This window comes from Vibrio mexicanus, assembly GCF_001012815.1.
Lineage (GTDB): Bacteria > Pseudomonadota > Gammaproteobacteria > Enterobacterales > Vibrionaceae > Vibrio > Vibrio mexicanus.
The window spans coordinates 1-25,153 of sequence record NZ_JYJP01000084.1 but is presented as its reverse complement, the minus strand read 5'-3'; the positions used below and the strand labels follow the sequence as shown (position 1 = coordinate 25,153).

The 25,153-nt window shown below is 42.0% G+C and carries 29 protein-coding genes and 1 tRNA gene; 22 read left to right on the top strand and 8 right to left on the bottom strand.

Translation table 11 applies throughout. The features are described from left to right. The first annotated feature begins 95 nt into the window (after nt 1–95). Complete coding sequence (gene lptF / locus UA76_RS11855; RefSeq protein WP_047046321.1) at nt 96–1,205, top strand: LPS export ABC transporter permease LptF; 1,110 nt, start codon at nt 96–98, stop codon at nt 1,203–1,205. Then, entirely contained in the window at nt 1,198–2,268 is a 1,071-nt protein-coding gene (gene lptG, locus UA76_RS11850) for an LPS export ABC transporter permease LptG (protein ID WP_047046317.1), read from the top strand. Before lptF ends, lptG begins: the two co-directional genes overlap by 8 nt. Before the next feature lie 56 nt (nt 2,269–2,324). On the opposite strand, the gene UA76_RS11845 is transcribed toward lptG, so the two are convergent. Then, on the bottom strand, nt 2,325–2,801 hold the full coding sequence (locus UA76_RS11845) for an RDD family protein (protein WP_047046314.1): 477 nt from the start codon (nt 2,799–2,801) through the stop codon (nt 2,325–2,327). A gap of 190 nt (nt 2,802–2,991) precedes the next feature. Between UA76_RS11845 and UA76_RS11840 the strand changes: the two genes are divergently transcribed. From UA76_RS11840 to UA76_RS24725, 4 genes are all read left to right on the top strand, one after another. Beyond that, nucleotides 2,992–3,075, top strand: a tRNA-Leu gene (locus tag UA76_RS11840). Nucleotides 3,076–3,926: 851 nt separating this feature from the next. Continuing rightward, nucleotides 3,927–4,712 carry a hypothetical protein gene (locus UA76_RS11835; RefSeq protein ID WP_047046311.1) on the top strand — a complete coding sequence of 262 codons (786 nt, stop codon included), beginning with the start codon at nt 3,927–3,929 and terminating at the stop codon, nt 4,710–4,712. Between the two features lie 72 nt (nt 4,713–4,784). Further along, nucleotides 4,785–5,345 (top strand): hypothetical protein, encoded by a 561-nt coding sequence (locus tag UA76_RS11830; protein ID WP_047046308.1) that lies wholly within the window; start codon nt 4,785–4,787, stop codon nt 5,343–5,345. Nucleotides 5,346–5,371: 26 nt separating this feature from the next. Next, nucleotides 5,372–6,817, top strand: coding sequence for a BamJ family beta-barrel-assembly machinery protein (locus tag UA76_RS24725; RefSeq protein WP_052772033.1), 1,446 nt, complete (start codon nt 5,372–5,374; stop codon nt 6,815–6,817). Nucleotides 6,818–7,023: 206 nt separating this feature from the next. Here the strand turns inward: UA76_RS24725 and UA76_RS11820 are convergent, their stop codons facing one another. Continuing rightward, nucleotides 7,024–7,425, bottom strand: coding sequence for a hypothetical protein (locus tag UA76_RS11820; protein ID WP_047046307.1), 402 nt, complete (start codon nt 7,423–7,425; stop codon nt 7,024–7,026). A 468-nt stretch (nt 7,426–7,893) separates the two neighbouring features. Between UA76_RS11820 and UA76_RS11815 the strand changes: the two genes are divergently transcribed. The 3 genes from UA76_RS11815 (at nt 7,894) to UA76_RS11805 (ending at nt 9,913) form a co-directional block, all read left to right on the top strand. Continuing rightward, the gene (locus UA76_RS11815; protein WP_047046304.1) at nt 7,894–9,078 is read left to right on the top strand and encodes a site-specific integrase; all 1,185 of its coding nucleotides are present in this window, start codon (nt 7,894–7,896) and stop codon (nt 9,076–9,078) included. Nucleotides 9,079–9,226: 148 nt separating this feature from the next. Then, the gene (locus UA76_RS11810; RefSeq protein ID WP_047046301.1) at nt 9,227–9,529 is read left to right on the top strand and encodes a hypothetical protein; all 303 of its coding nucleotides are present in this window, start codon (nt 9,227–9,229) and stop codon (nt 9,527–9,529) included. 3 nt (nt 9,530–9,532) lie between these two features. After that, a complete protein-coding gene (locus UA76_RS11805; protein WP_047046299.1) occupies nt 9,533–9,913 on the top strand; it encodes an HNH endonuclease in 381 nt (126 codons plus the stop codon). A 26-nt stretch (nt 9,914–9,939) separates the two neighbouring features. Here the strand turns inward: UA76_RS11805 and UA76_RS11800 are convergent, their stop codons facing one another. Beyond that, a complete protein-coding gene (locus UA76_RS11800; protein WP_052772032.1) occupies nt 9,940–11,802 on the bottom strand; it encodes an AAA family ATPase in 1,863 nt (620 codons plus the stop codon). 168 nt (nt 11,803–11,970) lie between these two features. Here UA76_RS11800 and UA76_RS11795 point away from each other — a divergent pair, with 168 nt between their 5' ends. From UA76_RS11795 to UA76_RS11780, 4 genes are all read left to right on the top strand, one after another. Then, nucleotides 11,971–12,345: a hypothetical protein gene (locus UA76_RS11795; RefSeq protein WP_047046297.1), complete on the top strand. Its 375-nt coding sequence runs from the start codon at nt 11,971–11,973 to the stop codon at nt 12,343–12,345. Continuing rightward, nucleotides 12,323–12,625, top strand: coding sequence for a YkvA family protein (locus UA76_RS11790; RefSeq protein WP_047046295.1), 303 nt, complete (start codon nt 12,323–12,325; stop codon nt 12,623–12,625). The genes UA76_RS11795 and UA76_RS11790 overlap by 23 nt, the downstream gene beginning before the upstream one ends. A 12-nt stretch (nt 12,626–12,637) precedes the next feature. Next, nucleotides 12,638–13,168, top strand: coding sequence for a hypothetical protein (locus UA76_RS11785; RefSeq protein WP_052772031.1), 531 nt, complete (start codon nt 12,638–12,640; stop codon nt 13,166–13,168). Nucleotides 13,169–13,361: 193 nt separating this feature from the next. Then, a complete protein-coding gene (locus UA76_RS11780) occupies nt 13,362–13,796 on the top strand; it encodes a DUF2787 family protein (RefSeq protein ID WP_047046292.1) in 435 nt (144 codons plus the stop codon). Between the two features lie 193 nt (nt 13,797–13,989). Here UA76_RS11780 and UA76_RS11775 read toward each other — a convergent pair whose 3' ends face one another. Continuing rightward, entirely contained in the window at nt 13,990–14,877 is an 888-nt protein-coding gene (locus tag UA76_RS11775; protein WP_047046288.1) for a helix-turn-helix transcriptional regulator, read from the bottom strand. A gap of 229 nt (nt 14,878–15,106) precedes the next feature. Here UA76_RS11775 and UA76_RS23680 point away from each other — a divergent pair, with 229 nt between their 5' ends. Both UA76_RS23680 and UA76_RS23675 read left to right on the top strand, forming a co-directional pair. Continuing rightward, the gene (locus UA76_RS23680; RefSeq protein WP_157617623.1) at nt 15,107–15,271 is read left to right on the top strand and encodes a hypothetical protein; all 165 of its coding nucleotides are present in this window, start codon (nt 15,107–15,109) and stop codon (nt 15,269–15,271) included. Nucleotides 15,272–15,275: 4 nt separating this feature from the next. Beyond that, nucleotides 15,276–15,446 (top strand): hypothetical protein, encoded by a 171-nt coding sequence (locus tag UA76_RS23675; protein ID WP_157617622.1) that lies wholly within the window; start codon nt 15,276–15,278, stop codon nt 15,444–15,446. A gap of 305 nt (nt 15,447–15,751) precedes the next feature. Here UA76_RS23675 and UA76_RS11770 read toward each other — a convergent pair whose 3' ends face one another. From UA76_RS11770 to UA76_RS11760, 3 genes are all read right to left on the bottom strand, one after another. Further along, nucleotides 15,752–17,191, bottom strand: a complete 1,440-nt coding sequence (locus tag UA76_RS11770; RefSeq protein ID WP_047046287.1) for a hypothetical protein — start codon at nt 17,189–17,191, stop codon at nt 15,752–15,754. Between the two features lie 10 nt (nt 17,192–17,201). After that, the gene (locus UA76_RS11765; RefSeq protein ID WP_047046284.1) at nt 17,202–17,399 is read right to left on the bottom strand and encodes a helix-turn-helix transcriptional regulator; all 198 of its coding nucleotides are present in this window, start codon (nt 17,397–17,399) and stop codon (nt 17,202–17,204) included. Between the two features lie 154 nt (nt 17,400–17,553). Beyond that, nucleotides 17,554–18,690, bottom strand: coding sequence for a tyrosine-type recombinase/integrase (locus UA76_RS11760; RefSeq protein ID WP_047046282.1), 1,137 nt, complete (start codon nt 18,688–18,690; stop codon nt 17,554–17,556). 88 nt (nt 18,691–18,778) lie between these two features. Here UA76_RS11760 and UA76_RS11755 point away from each other — a divergent pair, with 88 nt between their 5' ends. The 4 genes from UA76_RS11755 to UA76_RS11740 all read left to right on the top strand — a co-directional run bounded on the left by UA76_RS11755 (nt 18,779) and on the right by UA76_RS11740 (nt 21,768). Further along, on the top strand, nt 18,779–19,447 hold the full coding sequence (locus tag UA76_RS11755) for a hypothetical protein (RefSeq protein WP_047046279.1): 669 nt from the start codon (nt 18,779–18,781) through the stop codon (nt 19,445–19,447). A gap of 80 nt (nt 19,448–19,527) precedes the next feature. Then, nucleotides 19,528–19,995 (top strand): hypothetical protein, encoded by a 468-nt coding sequence (locus tag UA76_RS11750; protein WP_157617621.1) that lies wholly within the window; start codon nt 19,528–19,530, stop codon nt 19,993–19,995. A 155-nt stretch (nt 19,996–20,150) separates the two neighbouring features. Then, nucleotides 20,151–20,978 (top strand): hypothetical protein, encoded by an 828-nt coding sequence (locus UA76_RS11745; protein ID WP_045596342.1) that lies wholly within the window; start codon nt 20,151–20,153, stop codon nt 20,976–20,978. A gap of 112 nt (nt 20,979–21,090) precedes the next feature. Beyond that, entirely contained in the window at nt 21,091–21,768 is a 678-nt protein-coding gene (locus tag UA76_RS11740) for an FRG domain-containing protein (protein ID WP_202906934.1), read from the top strand. Between the two features lie 70 nt (nt 21,769–21,838). Here the strand turns inward: UA76_RS11740 and UA76_RS11735 are convergent, their stop codons facing one another. Further along, entirely contained in the window at nt 21,839–22,075 is a 237-nt protein-coding gene (locus UA76_RS11735; protein WP_047046272.1) for a hypothetical protein, read from the bottom strand. 229 nt (nt 22,076–22,304) lie between these two features. Between UA76_RS11735 and UA76_RS11730 the strand changes: the two genes are divergently transcribed. From UA76_RS11730 to UA76_RS11720, 3 genes are all read left to right on the top strand, one after another. After that, nucleotides 22,305–23,000: a VC0807 family protein gene (locus UA76_RS11730; protein ID WP_047046268.1), complete on the top strand. Its 696-nt coding sequence runs from the start codon at nt 22,305–22,307 to the stop codon at nt 22,998–23,000. A gap of 148 nt (nt 23,001–23,148) precedes the next feature. Continuing rightward, on the top strand, nt 23,149–23,556 hold the full coding sequence (locus UA76_RS11725; protein ID WP_047046265.1) for a VOC family protein: 408 nt from the start codon (nt 23,149–23,151) through the stop codon (nt 23,554–23,556). 101 nt (nt 23,557–23,657) lie between these two features. Next, nucleotides 23,658–24,917, top strand: a complete 1,260-nt coding sequence (locus UA76_RS11720; protein ID WP_047046261.1) for an HD-GYP domain-containing protein — start codon at nt 23,658–23,660, stop codon at nt 24,915–24,917. The last annotated feature ends 236 nt before the right edge of the window (nt 24,918–25,153 follow it).

Below are 25,153 nucleotides of genomic sequence, written 5' to 3'. Positions count from 1 at the left end.
GACTAACAGTTAGTGAAAATTTTAAAAATAAAAGGTTCAACGGGAAATTATAGTGATTCAATCAAAAAAACAAGTTTTGTATAGGTAATTTCAGCGTGATTATTGTTAGATATTTGATCCGCGAGACACTCAAGAGCCAGTTAGCGATCTTTTTCGTGCTTTTTTTAGTGTTTCTCAGCCAAAAATTCATTCGAGTTTTGGCCGAAGCTTCCGATGGTGAAATCCCAGCGAGAATGATTTTGTCGATTGTGGCATTGAACATGCCGGCAATGGGACTGCTCATGTTACCTTTGAGCTTGTTTATTGGTATTTTGCTCACATTTGGCCGTTTGTACGCTGAAAGTGAAATTACCGTAATGAATGCCACGGGCATCGGTAATAAGTTCTTGATTCAAGCTGCTTTATACTTGGCGATTATCACTGGTGCGATTGCTGCTTTTAACTCTTTCTATTTTGCGCCTTGGGCACAAGATAAAGAAGCAGCTTTGATGGAACAGTTAGAGTCAGAAAACACGGTTGATCTGTTGCAAAAAGGCCATTTTCAACGCACTCCTGATGGGTCGTCGGTGATTTTTATCGACGATATTAAGGATAAGAGACTTGAAGGCGTGTTTGTTGCTCAGTTGCGTCCGCGCGATTCAATCCTACCAAGTGTGATGTACTCGGATCATGGCGAAGTAAAAGAAACCAGTGATGGCCGTCAGGTTATCACTATGTTTGATGGAACCCGTTACGAAGGCGTTCCAACTTCAGTTAATTACATGATTACCGATTTCGACGAATATGACGGCCTGATTGGCCAGCGTGAAGTCAAGCAGAAAGGGCGAGACTGGGAAGCTTTATCTACGCGAGATTTGTTTTCTAGTGATAACCTCTACGCTAAGGCTGAACTTCATTGGCGTGTTTCATTAGTTATCTGTATTCCATTGCTCACTATGTTGGTGGTGCCACTGTCTGCGGTAAACCCAAGACAAGGTCGTTTTGCCAAAATGGGCCCGGCAATCCTGATTTATTTGACTTACTTCCTAACCATTAGTGCAACCAAGTCGGCGATAGAGGATGGTACTATTCCTGCCATCATTGGTATGTGGCCAGTGAATATTGCACTACTTCTAACCGCTATCGGTGCCAACTCTATGGACAGCATTCCAGTCAGACGCTTTAAAGACAAACTAAGACAGAAGAAGGTAGCAAACCGTGTTTAAGATTCTCGATTTATATATCGGTCGAACCATTATCGCGACGACTTCTTTGGTTCTAGTCACCTTCGTTGGTTTGTCGGCAATCATCAAATATGTAGAGCAGTTGCGAAAAGTCGGGCAGGGTACGTATGACCTGTTCCAAGCGCTTATGTTTGTGGTGTTGAGTATTCCACGTGATATCGAGATGTTTTTCCCGATGGCAGCACTCTTGGGTGCTTTGATTGGGTTAGGGATGTTGGCATCAAGCTCTGAGCTGGTGGTTATGCAAGCTTCTGGCTTCTCGAAGCTGAACATTGGTATGTCGGTGTTGAAAACCGCTGTGCCGCTGATGATTATAGTGACGCTACTTGGCCAGTGGGGTGCGCCGCAAGCTCAAAAAATGGCGCGTGACCTACGTGCATTTGCAACGTCTAACGGTGCAATTATGTCGGTACGAACCGGTGTTTGGGCGCGTGATGCAAATGACTTCATCTTTATCGGCAAAATTGATGACGACAAGCTGTACGGTTTGAACATGTGGCGTTTTGATCGTGATAAAGAGCTAACAACAGTGATTTACGCGGACTCAGTGGATTATGTGGCGGACAACCAATGGTTAATGAAGGATGTTCAAGTTACAGACATGCAAGACGATGTTGCTTTGTCGAAAACGACTTACCCGGAATACAGTTGGACCAGTGCACTGGAACCCGACAAGTTAGCAGTGGTAACCGTGAAACCTGAGGAGTTATCACTCAGTGGTTTGTACGATTATGTGACTTTCTTGGATGCATCAGAACAAGATTCCTCTCGATATGAATTAGCATTGTGGCGCAAAGTGACTCAGCCGTTTTCGATTGCAGTAATGATGCTGATGGCACTGTCGTTCATCTTTGGCCCACTTCGAAGCGTAACTATGGGCGCGAGAATACTGTCCGGCGTGGTTGCGGGCTTTACCTTCTATATTTCCAGTGAGTTTTTTGGGCCGCTGAGTTTGGTTTATGGCATACCGCCTGTATTTGGAGCTGTCGCGCCGAGTTTAGTGTTCTTGTCGGTCGCTGTGATGCTTTTGAGAAGAAAGCTTTAACGAACAAAAAAGGAAGGCAATTAGCCTTCCTTTTTTATTGGGATAGATTGAGTTGTTTAGTTTGCTTTAGGCAGCACAACCACATCGGTTTTCGCCCAAATATCTTGGAAACTTCGATTTTTTGGATCAAACAGAACGATGAGGTTCCCTAGGCCAAAGGCAGATGTCGCGATTCGAATCAGTGCCTGCGTAGCCGTAATTCGTCCACCTTCTTGATTACGTACCTGTAGTTTCCAAGCTCGCATCCCGAGGGTTTGCCCAGCACGTGTCCAAAAGAATACAAAAAAGTAGATCCAAACAACGGCGAGATAAAGGGTGAACAGTGGGCTCCAAACTGGATGTTTGCTGAGCATGTCACTGATATCAATATAAGGTGCAACATTGAGTATGCTCATTGCTTCAAATGCTTGTAGCAAAGCGATAATTAATCCTGCCGCCATCATTTCTAAAGCAAGAATTATCAACGCATCGTAAAACAATGCACCCAAGCGACGCATTAATCCTGCGTTTGGTAGAGGTTGAGTTGTCGTCATAACCTGAAAATTTCCATACATAATTGGCGCAAGGATATAGTGTTGAGGAAGAGGTGAAAAGAGAGCCAGTACACAGCTTAGGCTTTTATGGCGAATTTATCGCCAAACGATTGTGATTTAAGATTTTTGTACTTGCACGAATATCCCGCTTACGTATAATGCCAAACATCAAAGGGCAATGCCCCAAGATGCCGGTGTGGTGAAATTGGTATACACGACGGATTCAAAATCCGTTGCCTTCGGGCGTGGCGGTTCAAGTCCGCCACCGGTACCATATTTAAACGATAAAGCCTCGACGAAAGTCGGGGCTTTGTTGTATCTCGAGTTATCAAACACTTAGCTCAATGCCATTGGCATTCACAGCCTCATAAATCCCCACATTTTACCTCCTTGTTGCTACTCGGCAATGTACTCCCTGTTCATATCTGGTCTTTTGTCTGTGTCGAATCTGTGCAGATGGTCAGCTAATTCTGTCCAACATCATCCGTCTTAATCAACATACGCAACAAGCCTTGTAGTAGCCGTTTCTGGTCGTATTTCTTGTCCTTCTACGGTCTTTCATGCTCCATAACTCGCTGATTTTGTCCCTCTTCCCCTGTCAAAAGGGAAGAGGGTAAGTGTGAGATAAAAACTTCAATGTGGTGTGAAAATTTCGGGGTTTTAGGGGCAACCCTATACGGGATAAGCCTTGGACGATCGAAAAAACAGGGGTCGGTGAGGGGAATAGGAAGAGGACAGGGAACTTTTGGTTTGATGGAATGATGTGGAAATTAATTTAAGTTTACCGATGGAAAAATATGACGCTCACCTTCTGGAGTGCCGTCTTTGGAAAAGCCTAAAGCTAGTTTTCTATCTAAGAAAGCGTTGCTTCGACTCATCAAAAATAGAAAGCAATATAAATCACAAAAATGCGAGAAATTGATATGAACAATAGATAAATTGTATGGTTCTTTTGTGAACCTGCTCGCAAGGAAATCTTTAACCTTTTGTTTTTATTGGTTTTTATATTAATTGGTAAGCGGTCTGTGAGTAACATACTGTCTTGTTTGCATATTTAAGGTTGTTTATTCTGGTTAAAAGTTGAACGTGTACTCTTGGTGCTTCTCTAACGAACTGGAATTGATAATGATTAAAGGATTTAACTACTATTTCGTAGCAAGCCTTGTAGCACTATTTTTGAGTTTTTCTGCAAGTGCTTATCAGTCGGGAAACTACCCAAAGTTTGCTACTGCCAAGTTGTTCAGTTCGGGTGAGGCAGTCAATGCCAAGCGTAACGTTGTTGCTTATGCGATAGAGAATGGGAACGCTATTGACCTTAAGTTCAATTCTCAGTTTATAGGTGCACGCAGATTCCTCTTCCCCGAAAACAATTTTGGCTCTTCATATAATATAGAAAAAGTTGCTTCTCAAGCCTTCATAACTTCTGTTTCCGAAGTTACCAGTAAGTTTATATGCGCAGAATACCGCTTTAGAAATCGATTACCATCTACCGAAGATTGTAACGGCTTTGTTCTAGATGAGAATAAAAGAGAAGGAATGCCGTTTGTTTCAGGGCAGTTTACTTCAAACCGTATTGAGGCAAATGTAGATGATAGAACTAACGGTGTCAGTTTTCATACATACCTTAAAAGCTCTAAAGAAGCCCCATTGAGTTCAGCTTTTGGAAGCGTTCATGAGTTGGGAACATTCTTTGGCGGTTTTGCAGATAGGAAGAGTTTGATACTAAGCGTCAATGTAGATGCGTATTGGTGGAGTAAAGAGACACAGAGAAGCGGGGCAATAAACGCTCAGCCAGAAGTGTATTTTATTGTACTTCCCTCATCTGTCGAATTATCGAAAGCTGCTAATCAGATGCAAGCGGTTAAGTTGGGATTAGAGAAAGCCCAAATATTAATTATTGGTCGAAGATAGCACGCTCTTGAACTCTTTTAGCTCTTTCGTAAGGTAAGAGAGTGACTCAGGAATTTAATAAAGGAATTATATATGAGTTTGAAGTTTGGGTATGTAATAGCAGGTTTTTTGCTTGGTTTCACGGTTAGTAATTCAGTTATTGCAGACAATGTTTTTAAAGAGGATCCTGAAGTATGGGCATATACGATTGGTTCTGATAACGCAAAGCAATTTTTGATACAGCTAGATTCTATTGGTGTTCTGAGGGGTGCGAAATTTGATAAGGAAGTTGTTCTATCGGGAATTAGAGATGGTTTGGAAGGGGCTTCTAGACTCAATGTGGATGAAGTAAATACGACTATTGTCAATCTAAATGATGTAATCATAGAAAATGTTGAAAGTTTACGATTACGACAGTATCGATACGCAAGTTTTATAGGGACTGCCAACTATTGTGGTATGGATACGATGTTTCAGCTAAATGCTATATACAAATGGATGCGTTCAGATTTTGTTCGACAGGGTGGTATAGGACTAGAGGAGTTCAATCAAGTAATCACAAAATCACGAATGAATGGAGAGATCCTAGGCATGTTTACTTGTGCTACTTTCAAACCAAAATTCGATTCGATGCTCTTCCCCATTTTTTACTAGTTAATGGAATTGAACTAAGGAACAACATGAATACTAAGTTAAGTGCCATATTTCTGACCTTGTTATCGGTATTGTCAACTGCCGGCTGTTCACCTGAAACAACGCCTGCTGATAGTTCAGATAAAAGCTCTTCAATTCAAAACTCAAATAACTCTCCCTCTGCACCTATATCCGAAACAATGGACTACAGAGTTGCGATGATAGAAGAAATTCAAGCCGATATCGCTGCAAAGGAGGAAATTGTCAAGGTAGAATCCGCTAAATTACCAAGCCTAAAAAAAGAACTCCAAAAACAATCTATAAAGTTAACGAAACTCAATGAGAGACTTGCAGAGGCTCGGTTTGTCGAGGATTCTGATGAGATTACTGACATCAAAAGAGAGATGTTAAGAATTAGTAAGAACGAGCCCAATTATGAAATTCTTATCATGCAAGTTGAGGAACGCATTGATCGTGCAAATGACTCTGTGCGCCGTTACGAGAAAAAGCTCACGAAATGGGAAGAGTTAGCAAAGATAGAGGGTGTTAGTTTTTCTGATTGGCAAGACCAGTATTCCTATGTAGCAGGTGTCAGCTACGCTGAAGCAACAAATGAAATCCTTAGAAAGTGGAAGCTAGATAGTGGAGTGGCTCTCAACTCAGATATACTTAGGGATTCAGTTGAAGCTTATTGGAATAAAGAGTTCACTATCAGCGACGAGGCATTGGAAGCTAGTTTTAATGTGCTGAAAATTAAACTTGAAAATTCTACCATTAGTTCTGATGAATTGCTGGAGGAAGACGCTGCTGACAAAATTGCTCCTCGCTTCAGGGAAGAAATATCTTCAGCAGCGAAAGCTGAGTTTGAGTCAGACCTTGATGCCATCGCCTTTGCATATGGTGCTTATAGTGCCAATACTTGGTTGAACGATATAGTTGAAATGGGTGAGTATGGAGTTAATTTGGATGATGAAGTAGTTTTCGCAGGTATTAAGGATGCTCTTGATGCTAAGGTTCCCGTAGCAAGAACGATTATGTGGGATTTAAATGAAGAGAAGGCGTCAGTATGGAAGCGTATTTCTGAACAGCACTTCGAAGAGATAGCAAAGCAGAACAAAGAAGCTGGTAAATCATATCGAGATAACTTTGAACAAGGAGCTAATGTAGGGAAGTCTTTTACAGGATTGCTATATCAAGTGATTACTCCGTCTGAAGGAAGAACGCCAACAATTTCTGATACAGTGGAAGTGCACTATAAAGGTAGTCTAATTGATGGTACTCAGTTTGATAGCTCTTATGATAGAAATCAGACTGCTACCTTCCCGTTAAGAAATGTTATACCTGGCTGGAGCGAGGGTCTGCAATTGATGCCTGTGGGTTCAAAATTTCGTTTCGTAATACCTCCTGAATTAGCTTACGGAGAATCGAGATCTAATGATATACCTGCAAACTCCACTCTTGTGTTTGAAGTGGAGTTGATAGGAATACACTAGAGCTTTTAACTTTCTTGCCCATTTTTAATATAGCAATACACAGGAAGCAAAATTCGGTTAGATGCCAGTAAAACTTGCTGGCCTAATCTGTAACCATTTAAGCTGTAGTTTATCACCATGCGTACTCTCTGTTATGAAACCTAACCAAAGCCTAATGGCATTGGCTGAATTTCTTAAGGCGCTTGTTATGGATACTTACTTTCTAGTTATTTTCTAATATATTGTGAGCAAAGTCTTGTAAGCTCTTTAGCTTCATCCCAATTAAAACTTGTTGGATTATTCTTCAACTCAGTAACTTTATTGTTACACCATAACTGACCTCCTTCTGATAGGGACGCTAGCAATATCATTATGATTGTTCCAAATACTAATCCGTAGGTCATTTTTCCTGCTTTTGATTTGGAAAACGCTTTAACTTTGTAAATAAAGTTTGGCTTTGATGCTTTGAATATTGATATTGCAGAATCACTGTCAGGAGAAGTCACTAGGTCATTATGAAGAATGAACCCTTGATCCTTAAACGATCGCAATTCTTCCCCAGCAGTATCACTAAGTATATCGACAGCTATAAAAACTCCATTTTTCGTTGCTATTTGATACGTGTTCATAGATTGTGGCTTCCTATCGATTATGTATGAAGTTCGGGTAAGAGTGATTGATGTACTGAATACAATATCAATGGGAGTTATTATGCAAGCGCAGGTATATTGGTGTTAGGAGTTTCATTCTTTTCATTTATGTTGTTTGAGTCAGATCTCAAGAAGAGGGCATTCAATCAAGTCTTTAGATAAATAACGTTAGATCCCCCTTAAGATCTAAGTTTTTGCCTCTCTCCTGTCAAAAGGGAAGAGGGTATGCGTGAGTAAAAAACTCAATGATGCGTGAAAAATTTAGGGGTTTTAGGAGCAACACTATATGGAATAAGGTTTGGACGGCGAAAAAATAGGGGATCGGTGAGGGGAACATGAAGAGGACAGGGGAACTCATCTTAAACTCTCAGCCGATAGAGTGATGAAACCAGCATCAAACAGATATTAATCCTTTGAACTGTATAACCCATACACTTTGGAGGAGTTATGAAAAAACGATTCAAGTTCACCAATGCCAACCTTAAATCCCTGCCTGCCAATACCTCAAGCAACAAGACAACCGAGTTAGAGTTTAGTGATACCGAGTGTGTTGGCTTAAAACTGCTATCGGGCAGAAGTGGCAGTAAACGCTTCCTGTTGCGCTACACGTTTGAAGGGCGTAAGCGCAGTATTGCGATAGGACGCTTTCCTGATATTGATGTAAGTGTGGCAAGAAAGATTGCTCGCCAGCACAAGGCAAAAATTGCAGAAGGGGTAGATCCAAAAGAAGAGCGTGATGGGTACAAGCGCACACCTACCGTGAAAGAGTTCTTCTGGGATACCTTCTTACCACTCGCTAAGAAAAAGAAGACATGGAAAGACGATGTTGCTCGATTTAATCGCCATTGCCAGAGTATCGCTAACATTCGATACGACGAGCTTAGAGCTACTGATGTACAGCAGATACAAATCACCATGAGCAACAGTGTGGGGCGTTGTGGTACCTACAAACCCGCTACATGTAATCGGGTCTTGGCCTTGTTAAAAACGCTAGGAGGGCTAGCTGAGCGTCTACTCGATATCCCCAATGTGGCTAGTCGTGTGAGCCTACTCAAGGAGAACAACATTCGTCAGCGTTTCTGTAGTATCGAGGAAACTAAGGCAATCATCAGAGAAGCCCGAAAGCACCCAAACAAAAGTGCTGGTGGATTGATAGCAATGCTGTTTCTGACTGGTTGTCGTGTGTCTGAAATGCGTTATCGCCGTCATACCGATATTGATTGGGAAACAAGAACCCTAACGATTCCTGATACTAAGAATGGCACGACACATATCGTTTACCTGACTGACTTGATGATTGAGATCTTGAAAGAGGTTCCAAGAAAAGCAGGTAATCCTTACTTGCTTCCTGGACGACTGAAAGGTAAGCCAATCGGTACATCAAAGGGTGCGTTTGAGGTGATAAAGCAGAGAGCTGGAATTGCTAAACCAGAGGAGGTGGTTTTGCATACTGCAAGACATAGTGTAGCGAGTTTGCTCTTGTCTCATGCTGACAAAACAGGAGCAGATACACGCTCAGTTCAGATGATGCTTAACCATAAGAGTCTGTCCAGTACGATGCGGTATGCCAAGTTGAGTATTGAGCGACAACGGAATACTTGTGAGAGCTTTTCTAACTTGATCAGTGAGTAATATAGGACCCTCTGTTTCAATAACCGAGGGTTATTGCACTCAGTTTTATTTAAATTTTGAGTGTCAGTACACTGAGTGTACTTATGGGGTGGTGGAAAATTAAGCTATATTAAAATGTGGCGTTACATAGTCTATGGAGAGGGAGCCAATGAAAATTGAAAGTCAAATAATAGAAATTGAGAAACGATTAAAAAGTGTTGAGGCTCGTGTTACTAGCCTTGAACAAAGTCTTCAACAAATGAATTCCCAAATGAGAACATTTGGTAAGTATAAAGACCGTTCCGAAGGTGAGTTGAAGCTCATGGACCAACAGATCGATCTTTTAATTGAGAGTTGTGAATTTTTAGTAAGGGATGCTATTTCACAAGAAGAGATCATAAGAGCTAAGGCGATGTTGAAGCGCCTCAAGAATAATAAAACTCGTATTTTAAAAGCGAGAAAGGCAGCGTAGAGCATGAATGAAAAAATGCAACGTCTTTCAAGTTTAAAAGATAAGGCGGCGAGGAAAAATCAAACTAGCGATTATGAGTTTGCGTTTATTCTAGGGGAGGCTGCCCAGATCCTAAAAGAAATAGCTCCAATAAAACGAAAGGCATGGATTGAAGCGCAGTTAATGGAGCTTTTCCATCTGCAGAATGGAAAATGTCCCCTTTGTGACCATGAACTAATTTGGGGACAGTTTCAAGTTGACCATAAAGTTCCACACTCTCGAGGTGGAGGTAATGAGTTTGCTAACCTTCAACTAACACACGCATTTTGCAATAACTCCAAAAACAATGGTGTGCCTCTTTCTGAACTTTTACGTTACCTCGAAGGCAGAGTTTTAAACCTGTAAACAGAAATGACGTACGCTTTTTATAACTACAATGCAGTTATATTATCGATAGCTGTCTTGATATCTTGATGTATTTCACAAGGCTCAATCGCTTTGATAACGTCATATTTGCTAATGGAGTACTTTTTACAAATGCTTTGGTTACTTTCATTGAGCATTTCTTTTGTCTCTAGGTTTTGAAGTACAGTCGCAATAGAATCAGTTTTAGCGCAGTTTAGATCAATGCCAAACCAAGCTATTGTGTCTTTGGTTATATCCTCAACTGATTTTGATGTGGAACGAGCGATTGCTTGGACGCATAGGAAGTAAGTTTCAATGTAACGATAACGCCATGTTAAAGGTTTTAAGCCCTCAGTTTCACAACCATTATTTTGCTTATCAAAAAGTGCCTCAGATACAGTGTTGAAGTCTTGACCATCTCGATCTCTTATACTGACTCCTTTAAGTGAGCCAATCTGACTGCGAAGTTGTTTAAATAAGTGAAGCCTTTCTGCATGTGATCCTGTCCATGCCCAAAAAACTATATCTTCAGAAATTTTTCCCCCCAATTTTTCTGCAAGAATTTTTAGTGCGTTTTCATCGGATTCATGCTCTACAAATACTATTTTTTTGGAACGCTGAAGGTTTTTTAAAATAGGGGAGTAGTCAGCACCTAGTCCTGCAATTAAGGCTATTTTTTGTGCTTCCTGAGACAAAAGTTTTGCCTTTCCATTTTCAAATCTCATAATTTGTTTTGGGGAACGCGATGCAATTAACTCTGTGGAGTGTGTGGCAAATAAAATTTGTTTGTTGTATTTAACTGCTATTTTTTCAAGTTCTGAGAGAAGTTCAAATTGAAGTTTTGGGTGTAAGTGAGCGTCTGGCTCATCCAGAAAGACTATTCGATATTGTGGGTCTAACACCAAAGATAGGACGTTTAGTAATTGTAAAAAGCCACTACCCTCAACCATTATATCTCTTCGATTAAATCCTTTGTACTTTTCGAATTTTGTACGTTTCTCGTTGAATGCGCCTTTCCAATATTCAATCTTTATGTAACTGTGGAATCTTTCATCAAAGTCATGAACAATAAGCTCGACGCCGAATATTCTCCTCATAATCTCAACTAAGTGCTCCCAGCGATCTGTTTCCCGAAGCTTCTTTAACTCTGCCGTTGGAATTTTGGGTTTGTCACCTTTGAGTTTAGAGCGCTTTACTGTGTTTAATCTGTGTAGCTCCAGTAACGTGTTTCGCATCACCGAACCGCTGAGCCCTTGACCAACAAGCCTAGAACGCATTGCCGTCGTGTGGAAAGGCTCTCGGTGTAAAATTCCAGCAAAAGGTGGAATATATGCGGCCTTTGGTACTTCCTCGCTTTCAACTAAGTTCGAGCCTGTTACTTTTATAAACAGCCTTTCATTCGCTAGTGATAATGAGAATCTTAGTCTTCTTGGCTCTGGAAAATCATCGTTTACCCAGTTCACTTCAAGCCATAGTGTATAGCCATCAGTTTCATCGTCGTACAACTTGTTTACTTTAAGGTTTGTCCATAAATGTTTAAGAGAGGGCAGGTTTATTGGCAGAAAATCTTCCGAGTTGACACCAACGCCTTGTTTTTTACCAATGTTGCCTGGTAGAAGGCTGTTCTCCCCTTGCTGAAGAGTTACTACGGATTTACAAAACTCCCATACAGCAAACGCTTGCATGAAACTAGATTTTCCTGAATTGTTGCCGCCCGCCAGCAGGCAAAACCCATCGGGTAAACTAAATTTCTTATTGTCATAACGCTTAAAGCGATGAAGCTTTATTTTAGTAACCCGTATTGTATTCAATGTTTCATTACCTAATGACTTAAACTGTAAGTCATTATATATCAATGAGGTGGCTATGGGTAAAGCAGCATACACCACAAAAACTTCTGATTGTGATGTGTCATTTTGTTTAGAAACAATTTAGGAGTAGTCTATTGCCCTGTAGCCGTGTCTGCTGAGAGTTAAGCATATATTAATACCTTGAACCAATAACATGTCACAAGGCCATACCTTTCGGGGTATGGCCTTTTCTTTTGGAGAAGAGAAATGAAAATCTTAACTGGCCTACCTGAACTACTTGACCTACCCACCTCGATCGCTGATGACGTTATCAGCCATATTCACCAACCTTTCGATGATGCTGAACAAGCTAGTCAATACTGGCAAGTTTATTCATGCGCTCTAGTCATCATTGAAGCGAGTGATGAGTCTAAAGCATGGGTTTTAATGCCACCAAGCACACGAGAGCAAGTGCTCTACGCCCTTGAGTATCCCGAATACATTGATGCTATTGGTCAATACGAACTTTCCCTTGCGATTACCAATGATGAAGGAGGTGGGGTTTACCTGCTTTGTCATACCAGTATCGACCAAACCAAGCTCAAGGAGGTGTTAACCAATGCAAACCATCTCAACCAGTAAGTTCTGGAAAAAACTTAAACAAGTCAAAGGCGCTAAGGAAGTGGTGATAAAAGCCTTACTGCTTTTTGTCGTGCTCAGTGATGAGCGTACACCTGCATGGGTGAAGGGAATCGTCGTCGTTGCTCTTGCTTATCTTATCAATCCCGCAGACCCACTTGGTGTCGATCCACTGATACTAGCAGATGACATTGTTGTGATGAGCGGTGCTATTACAGCTGTGTCGAGTGCTATCAAGCCTTTTCACCATCATCAAGCCAAGCTTGAATACCGTAACCTATAAGGAGTCATGACCATGACCAGTACAAACCGCAAAAAAACCGTACAAGATAAACCAGTAGAGCCCAAGGCTAAGCCTACTGAACCGAAAGATAAGACAGATTCGCAGCAAGCAGAAAAACCATCTCGCTTGGATGTTGATGCTATCGGGTACACATTACTAGTTAAGGATGCCAAAGCTCCCAAGTTAAGCCCAAAAACCAAAGGACATATCTTCTTTGAAATCGGGTGTTCGGATGAAGACAAGTCCTTACATATCCGAATGACGGGGAATGACGGTGGTGGACTTCATACCAAGGAGTGGATTGGTGTGACTCCATTGCTTGAGCTGCTCGACAAGCAAGAAGGTAACGTCTTCAAATCTACGGTACTTAAAACAGTCATCAAAGGGGCTAGCAGTAACAACGCTTCATTTCTTGCTGCTGTGCTGCGTAGTAAGCAGTTGGGATTACTCGCCCCAAGTGAGAATAGTCAGTTCCTTCACCAGTTGGATGCCAACTACCAAGCCAACAAAGCTAAGCTGCTGGCTTTAGTGCCAAGCAGCTAGCGCAATTCACTTCTTAACCAACCTATCATTCATACCGCCCTTTGTATCAACATCATCACTTTTTGGTGTTGGGCAAATATTTCAATCCACATATCAAGAACTGACACAGCAAAGGCTTGGAGCCTGTATTGCTAGTGGCATAGTGATGATTGGAAGTAAGGCGGAGACAGCAAGAGCCAAAAGGAGGCTAAGTATGAGCATCAGCAATGTCGCTAATCCATTGAGTGACAGTGATATACCCATATCAGAGTCGCTTGTATCCCTGATTAAAGAGCAGGTAGAAGCACACCTGACAAATGTGGACTGCTACCGAGACGTTACTATCAACTTTAAAGACCCGCACTACAGCATAGAGAAAGGGGGTTACCATCCTGTCGAAATCCGACTAGAGCAAGTGGGTGATGAATGGCACTTCGACTACATCACCGATTTCTGCTTTGATGGTTCCCCATACGCTGAACTGGTCAAAGACATCGATTGGAACGTGAAGGAGAAACAGTGTTACACCATGCTATCAGGCTGGCTTTCTCCCTTAGACTCGTATGAGTTGTTCGAGATCTGGCAGGGTAACTTCATCAGCTATGTAGAAATGGAGGTGTTTGACATTACAGTAACCGCTGACGGTTAACGCCACTTACTCTAAATTGACCAGAAAAAGTCCCACCTATGGACAGGAAGCACGCTGGTTGCCTTTCTTGTTACCTCTCTTTAAATCTCATCAACCGAACACACTAAAGGGCTGACTACCCCCTTTAAATCAATGACTAGCACATAGCTAAAACGATTACAGAACCGTTGCCTTCAGAGTGGGTTTTTTCTCATCACTTCGGCTCGTCTGTATGTCGAAGGGCTTGGTGATAGTCAATAGTGGTTTGTAATGAGGTTGGCGACAGGATGACAAGATGGGGTGACCAGTAGGCTATATGTGGGGCTAGCTGTAATGGGGATTGCAGTTGGGTTGAAAGTACCAAATCTCCATCGCGATGCTCTTTGAGAATGTGTTGCTCAGGTAGCAGTGACGTTTCTTTAAAGTGATGAGCAATCGGATGTTGTGCCAATATCACAGCTTCTAATGGCTGATTGGTTGAGTCCTTTTGGTCGACATAACTCACTTGGATAGCGCTTAACACCTCAGCGTTAGGTGTATAGCGATGTTCAGTTATTTCGATATGTTGTATCGCTTTAAGTTGAAAGGTTTTGAGAGCGCTATTGATACTGACCAATAATCGCCAGTCGCCTTGATGTTGGATGAGTTGATACGGCTCAGCGATCATGACTTCATATTGGAGGAAGTGAAGTTTCACAATGCTTTGCGCATGAATCGCATTGAGCAACACCTTAAAGTGTTGCTCGACTTCCTTTGAGGCTTTGAACGTCGGGTAGAACTGAATGGCAGGATAATCGCAATGACTAAACTCATTAAGGGCTAAACCATTAAGGTCAGGGTAAAGCTCTCTTACCCCCATATTGGTCAACATGCGCTTGATATCGGTATTGGATAGCCGCCCAAGAAAGGAGGGTTTAATCCAATAGTTGGCCCCCTCTCGTTCAATGGGGAGGTAGTTCAAGCGATTGTTGAAGTCACGTTGAACCGTGCGCTCTGATACGCCAAATTCTCTTGATAAATCGGCCACGTATAATCGCTCCCCTGTGTTCAGGCGAGTCAATATAATCCCCAGTCGTTTGCCTAACTTATCGTGCTTTTCCATCTCGCTTAGTCTAGTGAGCCTGCCTGACAGGGTGTGTCGAGGTTGGAAATATTCTCCCTAGTTTCAACCAGTAAGGTCAGTGGTTTTGCTATAGCACGCATCGCTTTTGTAAACCCAATGCATGACCTGAATTAACCTAATCGCAAAAACAGCAAATCTCATGGCTCTGCGACACAACCTGTCGCGGAGCCTTTTTACAATTTCAATTTCATCAACAAAAGGAACGCATATGTTTGGACTATTTGACAAAAAGGATGACAGCAAGCCTAAGTGTGCTGGTTGTGGTAAGCCGCTCTATGGGCTGAGTGTTGAAGTGAAAGGCGGGAGCAAGCGCTATTGCAGTAAGCCTTGCATGGTGAAGTACGTTAGACGCATGACTGGCCAGAAGGGCTAGCAACATGAGCAAACCCAACCTACCTCTTGGGGCAGAATACACCGACTCGGAGGGTGAGCAACGCTTTGTGCTGGTGGAAGGTGAAGAGCACTGGACATCAGAACAATGGGCACAAGAGGCGATTCGCTTTGATGCTCAGCAGATGAAACGTGCGGAGCAAATCCGAAGTGAGTAATCTGTGCTGACAACTCGAAGATAGAAAAGCCAACCTTTTGCTAGGTTGGCTTTCTTAACTCTTAAATCACTCTTGCTCAATGTCGGGCGATTGGGCGAACTGGGCGATAATATAGGTTTATTGTTTTTTGATTTTAGAAATGAAATTTGAAGTGAATATATTAAATTACCCTTTCCTCAAAAGGGTGAAATGATGTGTAAATAAAACATGGTCAACGGAAGAAATAAATATAATTATCAGTATCTTTTGCCCAAATCGCCCAAACGCCCAAGCAGGCGTTTGGTGCAAGTAATAAAGGGTATTTTTTATGTATTTGCTTTTCGCTCTAAGCGTCTATAACGACTATTCGACTTACCTGTAGTCATAATGATCCCCTGAGAATTCAATGCAGGTTCCAAGGCCCTCAATTTGTGTCCGAGAGAGATTGGAGTCTTGGGCCAACTAGCCGATTTTTTCTCTTGTGTCGAAACATAGACCGATAGTTTTTCCAATAGTGCCGTTGGCTTGCCTTCCCAACTCTCTTGCTTTTTCATCAGAGCCAGCACTGCTCGGCCCAATACATCACTATCCAGACTGATAAGCTTGAGTTTACGATGCATATCGCTCATTGCAGAATCGAAAGTACCTTGAGGCCATTCCAAAACTTTTTCCAAGGCATTACCCACCTTACAAAAATCTGATAGACGGGATACAGGGGTAAACTCTACCTCTTTGTAAACTTTAAGTACTTTGCTAATTAGGCTATATAGCGCGCCCAATATTTTGGGCTTATCCGCTTCAAAACTCGCCCAATAATCCGATTCGGCGGTGCGATTTTCAGCGCCTATTACGGGAAGCTCAAAGGAGACGACACGGCTAGCGAGATCGCTTTGTTTGACAAATTCGGGGTTAATACCATTGATGATCATAGTGGTGTCAACAGTGTGCGTCACGGTAGTAAAGTCGCTGTAGAGTTGTCTTTTTCGGATGTCTAGTCCTGTACTTAGGGCGCAGCAAGCATCCATGATTTTAGAACTTAGACTACTAACATTATCGACCAAGAATACACTGGTATTCATGGATGCCATCACTAATTCATCAAGCGTTGATGGTGGAAGTTGTCGTGTTACGGGATTTGGATCTATCAGTTTTTGGATAAGTGACGAGTGAGTACTCTTAGCGCAACCTTCTGGCCCAGTAAAGGTGATGATAGGCTTGCTCGGCAAATCCATGAACATTCCGACAATACAGGTGAGAAGTAAGCACCATTGGTCATCGCTTCCTAGATTTAGGTAGGGTCTTAATATCTCCATATCTGGATGCGCTGTTGGCATTGGTAAAGGCAGCTTTTGCTTAGAGTGTAGAAAGCACACACCTTGAACTTCGGTAGTGATATGCCAACCCTCAGGGGTTATATGAACTATTTTTCCATCGCCGAGGTCAATACACACTTGACTGTCAGTCTTGTAAATACGCCAAGACGAGTGGGTGGTATTTTCCGATATATGAGCAAGTGCAGCTAAGCTCTCCGTTAGATCTTTTAAATTTTGAGAGCTGATCAGATTACCCAAATTTTTGTGGATAAAACGGCGAACCCATTTCGAAAAATCTTCTGATTGAACCTCCATAGCGTATGAGCTTCCTGCGCCGTTTTGTATAAGGGCACGATTTCTTTGATCAATCACCAATGGATACTGTTCTGTAATGGTATCGAGGGCGAGTGTGCGTGTTGACTGGCGACCTTGGTTATCGTTGGTTTTTGTCATAACTTTCACCTTAAGCGTTATTAGTGGTTTGGTTTTGTTCAAAGGCGGTTACATCCTGAAGACGAAAGCGGACAGCGCTTCCAATCTTGAGGTAAGGGGGTAATTTGCTAGGATTGTAAGAAATAGCTTTGCTAACGAATGAAAGCGATACGTTCCAGCGATTTGCTAGCTCTTGCTTGGTTAAGAAAAGAGGTTGATGATTTTCCATCTTGTTTCTCCGTAGTGTGATGTACTTGGAGGTGTATTGTTGAAGATGGGCGAGTAGAAAAACGGCTTAATCGGAATTTCACAGTGAAAGGTTGGAGTGATACCAGCCAATCTCGCAAAGAGATTGGCCCTGATACTGGAGAGTTACTGATAGACTAGGAAAGCTGCTTCGCCACATAGTCCGTAGTAGCTTGCAACTCTTGCTCTGTGGGATATAGGTAGCGAGTCGTGACATGGATATCACCATGATTCAAAAGCTTGGATGCGGTATGTAAGCTCTCTTTTGCTGCCAAGGAACTAAATATTGCTCGGCAGTGGTGAAACCCAAATTCGGCTAGCCCTACTTTCTTCTTGAGCTTATCCATGTAGGATCTTGGTGGTTTCATAGGGCATTTATCTTTTCTCACCGATGGAAAGAGGTAGTGATTCCAAGTATTTTGCAGTCTGCGTTCAATAATGATTTTAGCGTCATGGCTAAGTGGCAGGCGAATAGGGCGATCTGATTTGTTGCAGGTGAGGACAAAAGAGCTTCTATCCTTGGCAATGTTAGCTTGGGTTAATGACAGTGCTTCAGAGACTCTAAGGCCAGTGTATAGAAGCAGTAATATTAGATCTGCTGCCGCTTGGTAATGCGGTTCTTGTGCGCAATATGCCATCAAAGCCTTTAGTTGATGGTTGTCGGGCATGATTTTCTTGCCCTTGTTATCTTCCTTTCTTTTTTTTATGCCAACCATTGGTGATTTATCTCGATGTATAAAGCCTAAATCAATGGCATGACGAAACGCTCCGCTAAGCTCTGAGTGATATCGATTAAGCGTTGCTGCTTTAATACTTTGAGCTTTTCTGGTAAGAAAGCCTCCTATCAAACGGTGTCCTTCACGCTCAAATTCTCCGAGTGTATATCGTCCCAAAGCTGGAAGTATTGTGTTGCGGAATTTGTTGCATGACTCCTTTCCAGTTCTGTTTTTTTGCAGCACCATAGGTAGGTAGTGAGTTTCAATGTAGTGCTCAAAAACCATCTCGGCGTGAGGGTTGTATTCTCCGCTTTGAATGGAAAGGGCGAACTCATTCGCCAGCTTTCGAGCGGTAGGGATTGGCATGGTGGGAAAGGAGCCAAGTTTTTTGTAATAGCGTCGTTTATTGAATGCCACTCTAGCAATGTGAGTGATACTCGTTGGGGTAACTAAGGCATGGTAGTAATGCACTGTGGCATCCACAATTTCGACTTGCTTCTTACCTTCAAGGTCAAATTCTAATAAGAGCTTTCGATTGATCTGTTTACGTGTTGTCATAAGGGTTCCTCCTAATAAAAAATGGATTACATCAACGAAGGCTCCCTTTTTGTTGGTTATTCCTTATTTCACAGTGAGATGAGTGGTAATGGTTCGAGGGACAAAAATTGAAACGCATTTGGATAAACTCAAACAGGCTCGATGTGAGCAAGAGTTCATTGAGCTGATACAAAACCTTCTGGGTATCAAGGACAGCCTAAGTGCGGAGGAGTTAACTCAAAAGTTTACTCCCAAGGCGCTCAGAAAACTGCCAGATAACGCGTTGCCTTTACCTAAATCATTTTCGCCAATGTGGAGTCAAGAAAAGCTTGATAGCGATACCTACACCTTTGATGTGAAATGGCAACATGTTGCATCACTAGAAGATGACAGTAATCATTACTATTCACTGTCTTCCAACAAGGATATGCAATCCGTACTGGATTTTATTGAAGCTATACTCCCTAATTCCTGTTCAAAACAGAGTCGCTGCATACCCTGTACCTTTGTCCTACCAACAGAAGTCTTAGATGTTAGGAGTATGGATGGGGCGAGTTTGTCATGGACGCACAGCACTATTTCAAAAGAGGATCTGGCTAGCTTTATCGAGACAAGGCATGCTTGGAATTTGTTGCGCTTTTTGTCCAGTATTGGAATTGAGCCTGAGGGAGCAAAAGGTATTTTGGTTGCCTTGGGAGTACTTGATGAGCATAACTCAGTGGATTGGTTTATCGGTCATCAAGAAAAGGGGGAGCGACACTTGAACCTGCCCCAGTAACAATAGATGAGTCATACTGTTTGATTGGAGAGATACTTCGTTGGAATGAATCTTGTGATGAATCAATGAGTTTTTTCTATTTGAAGAACGCACTACATCAACAGGTGAAAGAAAAAATCTCGCATGAACATCTAGAACCAATGAGTATAAGGGAAGGAAAAGAACAAGACTCCAATGTGTTCATCCTGAGCACCTTTAACTTCAAACCCAAACACCTAGCGACTCAGCTTAAGTCGGTACTTGCTGAAACAAAAGGTGGTCGAAAAAATGATATCAATATTATCCGAGAATGCATGAGTCACTTATTGTCGATTACTGGCGGTGTGGCTATTACGCTGCCATTGCCTCTTACACATACCGAAGATTCTAGGCCGATGTTGTTCGTTCCCGCACAATGGCGAATGGTGTTGAGTGCAATGAGAAAGCGACTTGCTAAGAAGGAAAGTGCAAAGCATCAACCAATCCAGCATTTACTCAATCAGGAGAAGGACATTGAAGATACCGTTGTGCTGATGTCGCCATCTCCCAATGAGAGGCTCGAATGGTGACAGTATAGCGCGAATTGTGATTTAACCTTTGGTTAAGTGTTTAGAACATAAATTTATGTTGATGCTCCTCGTTTTTTAGAAAGCTTACACTTGCTTTCAATATTATGAAATTAGATGCTCTGATTAGGTATAACTAAGTCCATTATGGTGGGTCAGTGGCTGGAACAGAATATTATCTATATCGAGTAAAGTTTATAAAACCAGCGCAGTTGTCTTTATTGATTCCTAATCTCTCTCCCTCTCAAATATTTCTGGAGTCAATTAACGAAAAACCTGAGTTAATGTTGTCTACTGGGAGTGAGTGGCACCTAGGGAACGTTGAATATTTTGATGAGATGACAGGTTCTTTCGCGATAGGGCGAACAACTAAAACGACATTGGAGAAGTTTGATAAGGAAAGTGGCAATTTTATAGATCAGCTCGATGATTCTAGTCCTTATACCACAGTGGTTTTCGATTGCAGAATTGGTTTACTGGGTATCGCAAAGAAATCCAAATTAGCTCCAGATGCAGAAACAGTTGCTCGTAGGATTCGAGGGTTGTTTGAAAAAGCTGAAACAGTTATTCATACCGGGGTTGAGGTTAAGGTTAACTTCATTCCTGACCCAGAGGGTTTTATTCAAAAGATCAGAGGTGCCTACGCTATTAAGAGCTTTAAAGCAACGTTTACTGGACCGAACCCCGTAGATGCAGATGAGTTATTTCAGAGACCTCTCGCTGTTTATGCTCAGCAAATTGGTGCTCAAACAGGCGCTTTAGAAGTCAAGGGTGAAGCTTTAAATGAAGATGTTGTTGAGAGTGTCGCAAAGTCGACGGCTGCAACGGCAAACTCCGCTTCAGCTAGAATTATCCCGTCAGATGGCAGCAAAGTGATTCCAATCAAGATGAAAGGCGATGCGGTTTCTGTTGTTGTTAATGTTGATTCCTCGTATCGGGATATTTTAGAGCAGATTCAAGAAGAATATGCGAGGGTCAGAGGGTGATAACAGAAAAGGCTATATGTACGATAGATGAATTGTTAACTGCTCTAAATGAACTTCCCAACCACTATATATATCGGGGCATGCGGATTCATCTTGGAAACTAGAGTCAACATTGGAGAGAGCACTAGGCTCCTCGTGGGATGGGCATGTAAAACAAGTTGAGGAGTTTTACCTTAATCTATTTAAATCAAAGTATCATATTTACAACAATACAAACCACGAACCCAAAAGTAAGCTTGCATGGTTGTCGGTAATGCAACATTACGGTGCTCCTACAAGGCTTATTGATTTTACTGAAAGTCCTTATATTGCATTATATTTTGCGTTAGAGGCTTATGATCCGTTGAGTAAGAAAGACTTAGCCATATATGCTTTGGACTATCACGCTGTTTTAGATGCGTCAATCTCACATATTTCTGCGAAAGATGGGAGTTTTACTAAGCAGCGTAGAGATATTAATGGCTGCCAAGATCAGATTTTTGATGATGTTGTTGACCGATTCTCATATGACATTGTTTGGATTACAGAACCGATCGAAATGAATGTAAGGATAGACAGACAAGCGGGAACATTCTTAATTTCAGGTAATAGAGAGCAGAAAATAGAAGATTTGCTGTCTTCCGATGTTTATTGTGCTACCCCAATGCTTAAGTTTGTTATTTCTTGCGACTTGTATCAAAGTATTTATGCAGTATTGAGAAAGATGAATATCAATGCCAAGTCCATATATGGGGACCTGTCTGGTCTGGCTAAATCTATCAAGATGGATATACAAGCGCACACAAGTTAAAAAGCTTGAGTGATATCTGTGAAGATAGGCATCTACAGTCGTCTATCACTGTCCATCAAAAGTGGTTTTTTTAAGTGGCTCTTATCCATTTAAATCCAAGCTTTTCCATGAAAATACAAGCGTTTGTGGAGAATTCAAAATCCGTTGCCTTCGGGCGTGGCGGTTCAAGTCCGCCCACCGGTACCATATTTAAATGATAAAGCCTCGACGAAAGTCGGGGCTTTGTTGTATCTGGAGTTTGTGAATTCAAATCCGGCGCAGCGTCAGGAATGCCTGTCCAATCAACTTCGCCACCGGTACCATACATAGAAAGGTCGCTTTAATAGCGGCCTTTCCTCATTCTGAGGGGGAATCAGGAAAGAAAGATATCGCATCCTTTAAGGCTTAAAGATATGAAGGCACCTGAAGAGCGAGAACCTGAACGAATTGTTGTATGTTGTTACACAGCATGGAGCCATAGCTCTTTACAGCAGGGTTAATACAGGGAACAATCCACATCAGCTTTATAAACAGATAGCGCCTATAATTGGATTATTATGAGTAACAATACAAACAAAAAATCGAACCCATTGTTCGAGATCGTTTTCAATGTGTTCCTTCCTTCATTTATTCTGATGAAGTTCAGTGGGGAAGAACACCTAGGAACCGTTTGGGCCCTTGTTGTGGCGTTGGCCTTTCCAGTTGTATACGGCGGTATGGAGTTGATCCGCAATAAACGTTTTAACTTTATTGCAGCATTAGGCTTTGTCAGCGTGTTATTAACAGGTGGTATTGGATTACTTGAACTCGATACTCGTTGGTTGGCGCTAAAAGAAGCCTTGATTCCAGGGTTGATTGGCTTAGCTGTTCTAATCTCAAGCTTTACGAAATATCCAGTGGTTAAAAAGGTTATCTTTAACGATACCGTGCTGAACCTCGAGCTAATCAAACAGCGTCTGGCAGAAACAGGCAATGAGGCTGCTTTTGAGCGCTGCCTGAGCGTATCCAACTACCTTTTCGCTAGCACTTTTGCGTTCTCTTCAGCAATGAACTACTTCCTTGCAACTTGGATTGTCACCAGCCCTGCTGGCACGGCTGCCTTCAATGAAGAGTTGGGTAAGCTGACGTTATACAGTTACCCAGCCATTGCTATTCCAAGCATGATTATGATGATGGGTATCTTCTATTATATCTGGCGACAAGTTAGAGCAATGACATCCCTTGAAACAGAGCAGATCTTCCATAGCAGTTAATAGAAGATAGGTTATTGGACTGATTAAGAAAGCCTCCCTAGTAATAGTGAGGTTTTTTTGTTTTCTGCGTCTATAAAATTTCATACATTTCAAGCACCTTACAGCTTTATCAACTATCTTTAAATGATAGATAACATGGAGAGCTAGAATGTATAAACTGACACCTTATTTGTTTTTCGCTGGTCGCTGTTCACAAGCGCTAGACTTCTATCATAAGTGCTTTGGCGGCGTAGTGACTTCGCAACAGAGATTTAAAGATGCACCTCAAATGATAGAGGGGGCGGATCCAGACTGGATTATGCACGCTGAGTTTGAAGCATTCGGAATGAAGATAATGATGTCAGATGGAGTGTTAGCCTCTGAACGAAGTGGCAATAACATGTCATTAGCGTTGGTATTTGATGATTTAGATGAGCAAGAGAAAGTATTTGCGCGCCTATCTGAAGGTGGTCATGTGATGATGCCGCTATCTGATGCTTTTTGGGGAGCGCGTTTTGGTAAAGTAGAAGACCAGTTTGGTATCCGTTGGATACTTAATTGTGATTTAGTTAAATAGAAACGATTCTCATATCACATTCATTAATCTGGGTGATGATTTGTGATCTTGGATCATCTAGACTTATCGCGTTATTTGTTAATTAGAGTCGTATATAAAACGTGGCGAGTATTAAAATTTCTGTTGATAGGATTCAACCGGGATTACATATTCGACTTCCTGTGAAGTGGAATGATCATCCTTTCCTATTCAATAGCTTTAAAGTCAAAACACAAGAACAGATCCAAATCATCCGCCATTTGGGTATTAAGCACGTCTACATCAACCCTGCCCAGAGTGACGCTGAACCACTTCCACCTCAACAGGAGGCGAAAGCAGAAGATAATGTTCCTCAAGAAAGTGAACTAGACGCAGAAGCCAAAAAGTTGTGGGAAGAGAAGCAGCAAAGAATTGAAAAGCTGAGTGCTTATCGCAGGCGCGTCATCCACTGTGAAAAAGAATTCGAACGCTCGTTAGCCTGCATGCGTGCGGTAATGAATAAAATACGCAACCGGCCTGAGCAGGCAGTCGATGAAGCAACTGCCTTGGTTGATAACATCGTTAGTAAGCTGCTAAGCGATGATCATGTCACGTTGCACTTGATGAACGGTAAAAGTGAGTTTGAAGATATCTACTTTCATTCACTGAACGTTTCCGTCATTTCAATGATGATTGCTCGAGCAAAAGGGTTGGAACCAAGCCGGATTAAAGAGCTTGCGTTTGCTGCGCTATTTCATGATATCGGTAAGATCAAAGTGCCAACTGCAATAGTAAGAAAGAAAACGCCACTGACAGAGCCGGAAAAGAACTACCTTAAACTGCACACCAAATATGGTTTAGATATCGCAGGTAATATAGAGGCATTTCCTGAAACAGCAAAAACGGTCATTGCTCAACACCATGAACTTAACGATGGTTCAGGTTACCCCGATGGGCTGAAAGGTGATGAGATTGATGAACTGGCGCAAATCGTGGCGGTGGCCAATGCCTACGATAACTTATGCCACCCCAATATAGTCAGTGAACAAAAGATTCCATATGTAGCGTTGTCTCACTTATATAAGAATTGTAAGGAGCTATACGATAACGACACCCTCAACTTGTTGGTGAAGTTTATGGGCGTTTACCCACCAGGTACGGTGGTGCAACTCTCGAACCAAATGGTTGGCTTGGTTATTTCAGTTAACGCTAAAGCTATCCTGTATCCGAATGTCCTTATATACGATCCCTCTGTACCAAGAACTCAGGCGCCAATTATCGACTTAGCTGACAAAGAGCTTAAGATCGTGAATGCAATCTTGCCTAATAAGCTTCCTGATAAAGTGAAAGAGTATCTAAACCCTCGTTCACGAATCTCATACTTCTTCGATAGTGATAACTAATTTTGATGCTTATCCACAGGTAATTGTGGGTAAGCTGTTGAAATCCTGCTGTCAATCTGGTTGCAAAATACACCCTGATTAAAGTTTGCTCATGTGGCGCGTTTTCTTTAAAAAAAGTGCAATTTTCGCTTGCGTAGTTAAAGGACCTGTCTATAATGCGCGTCCACAGACAGGGCAGACGCCACAAGGCTTCACTCAGTTAGGTGTAAGACGGAATGTCTTGCGAAAGAAATTTT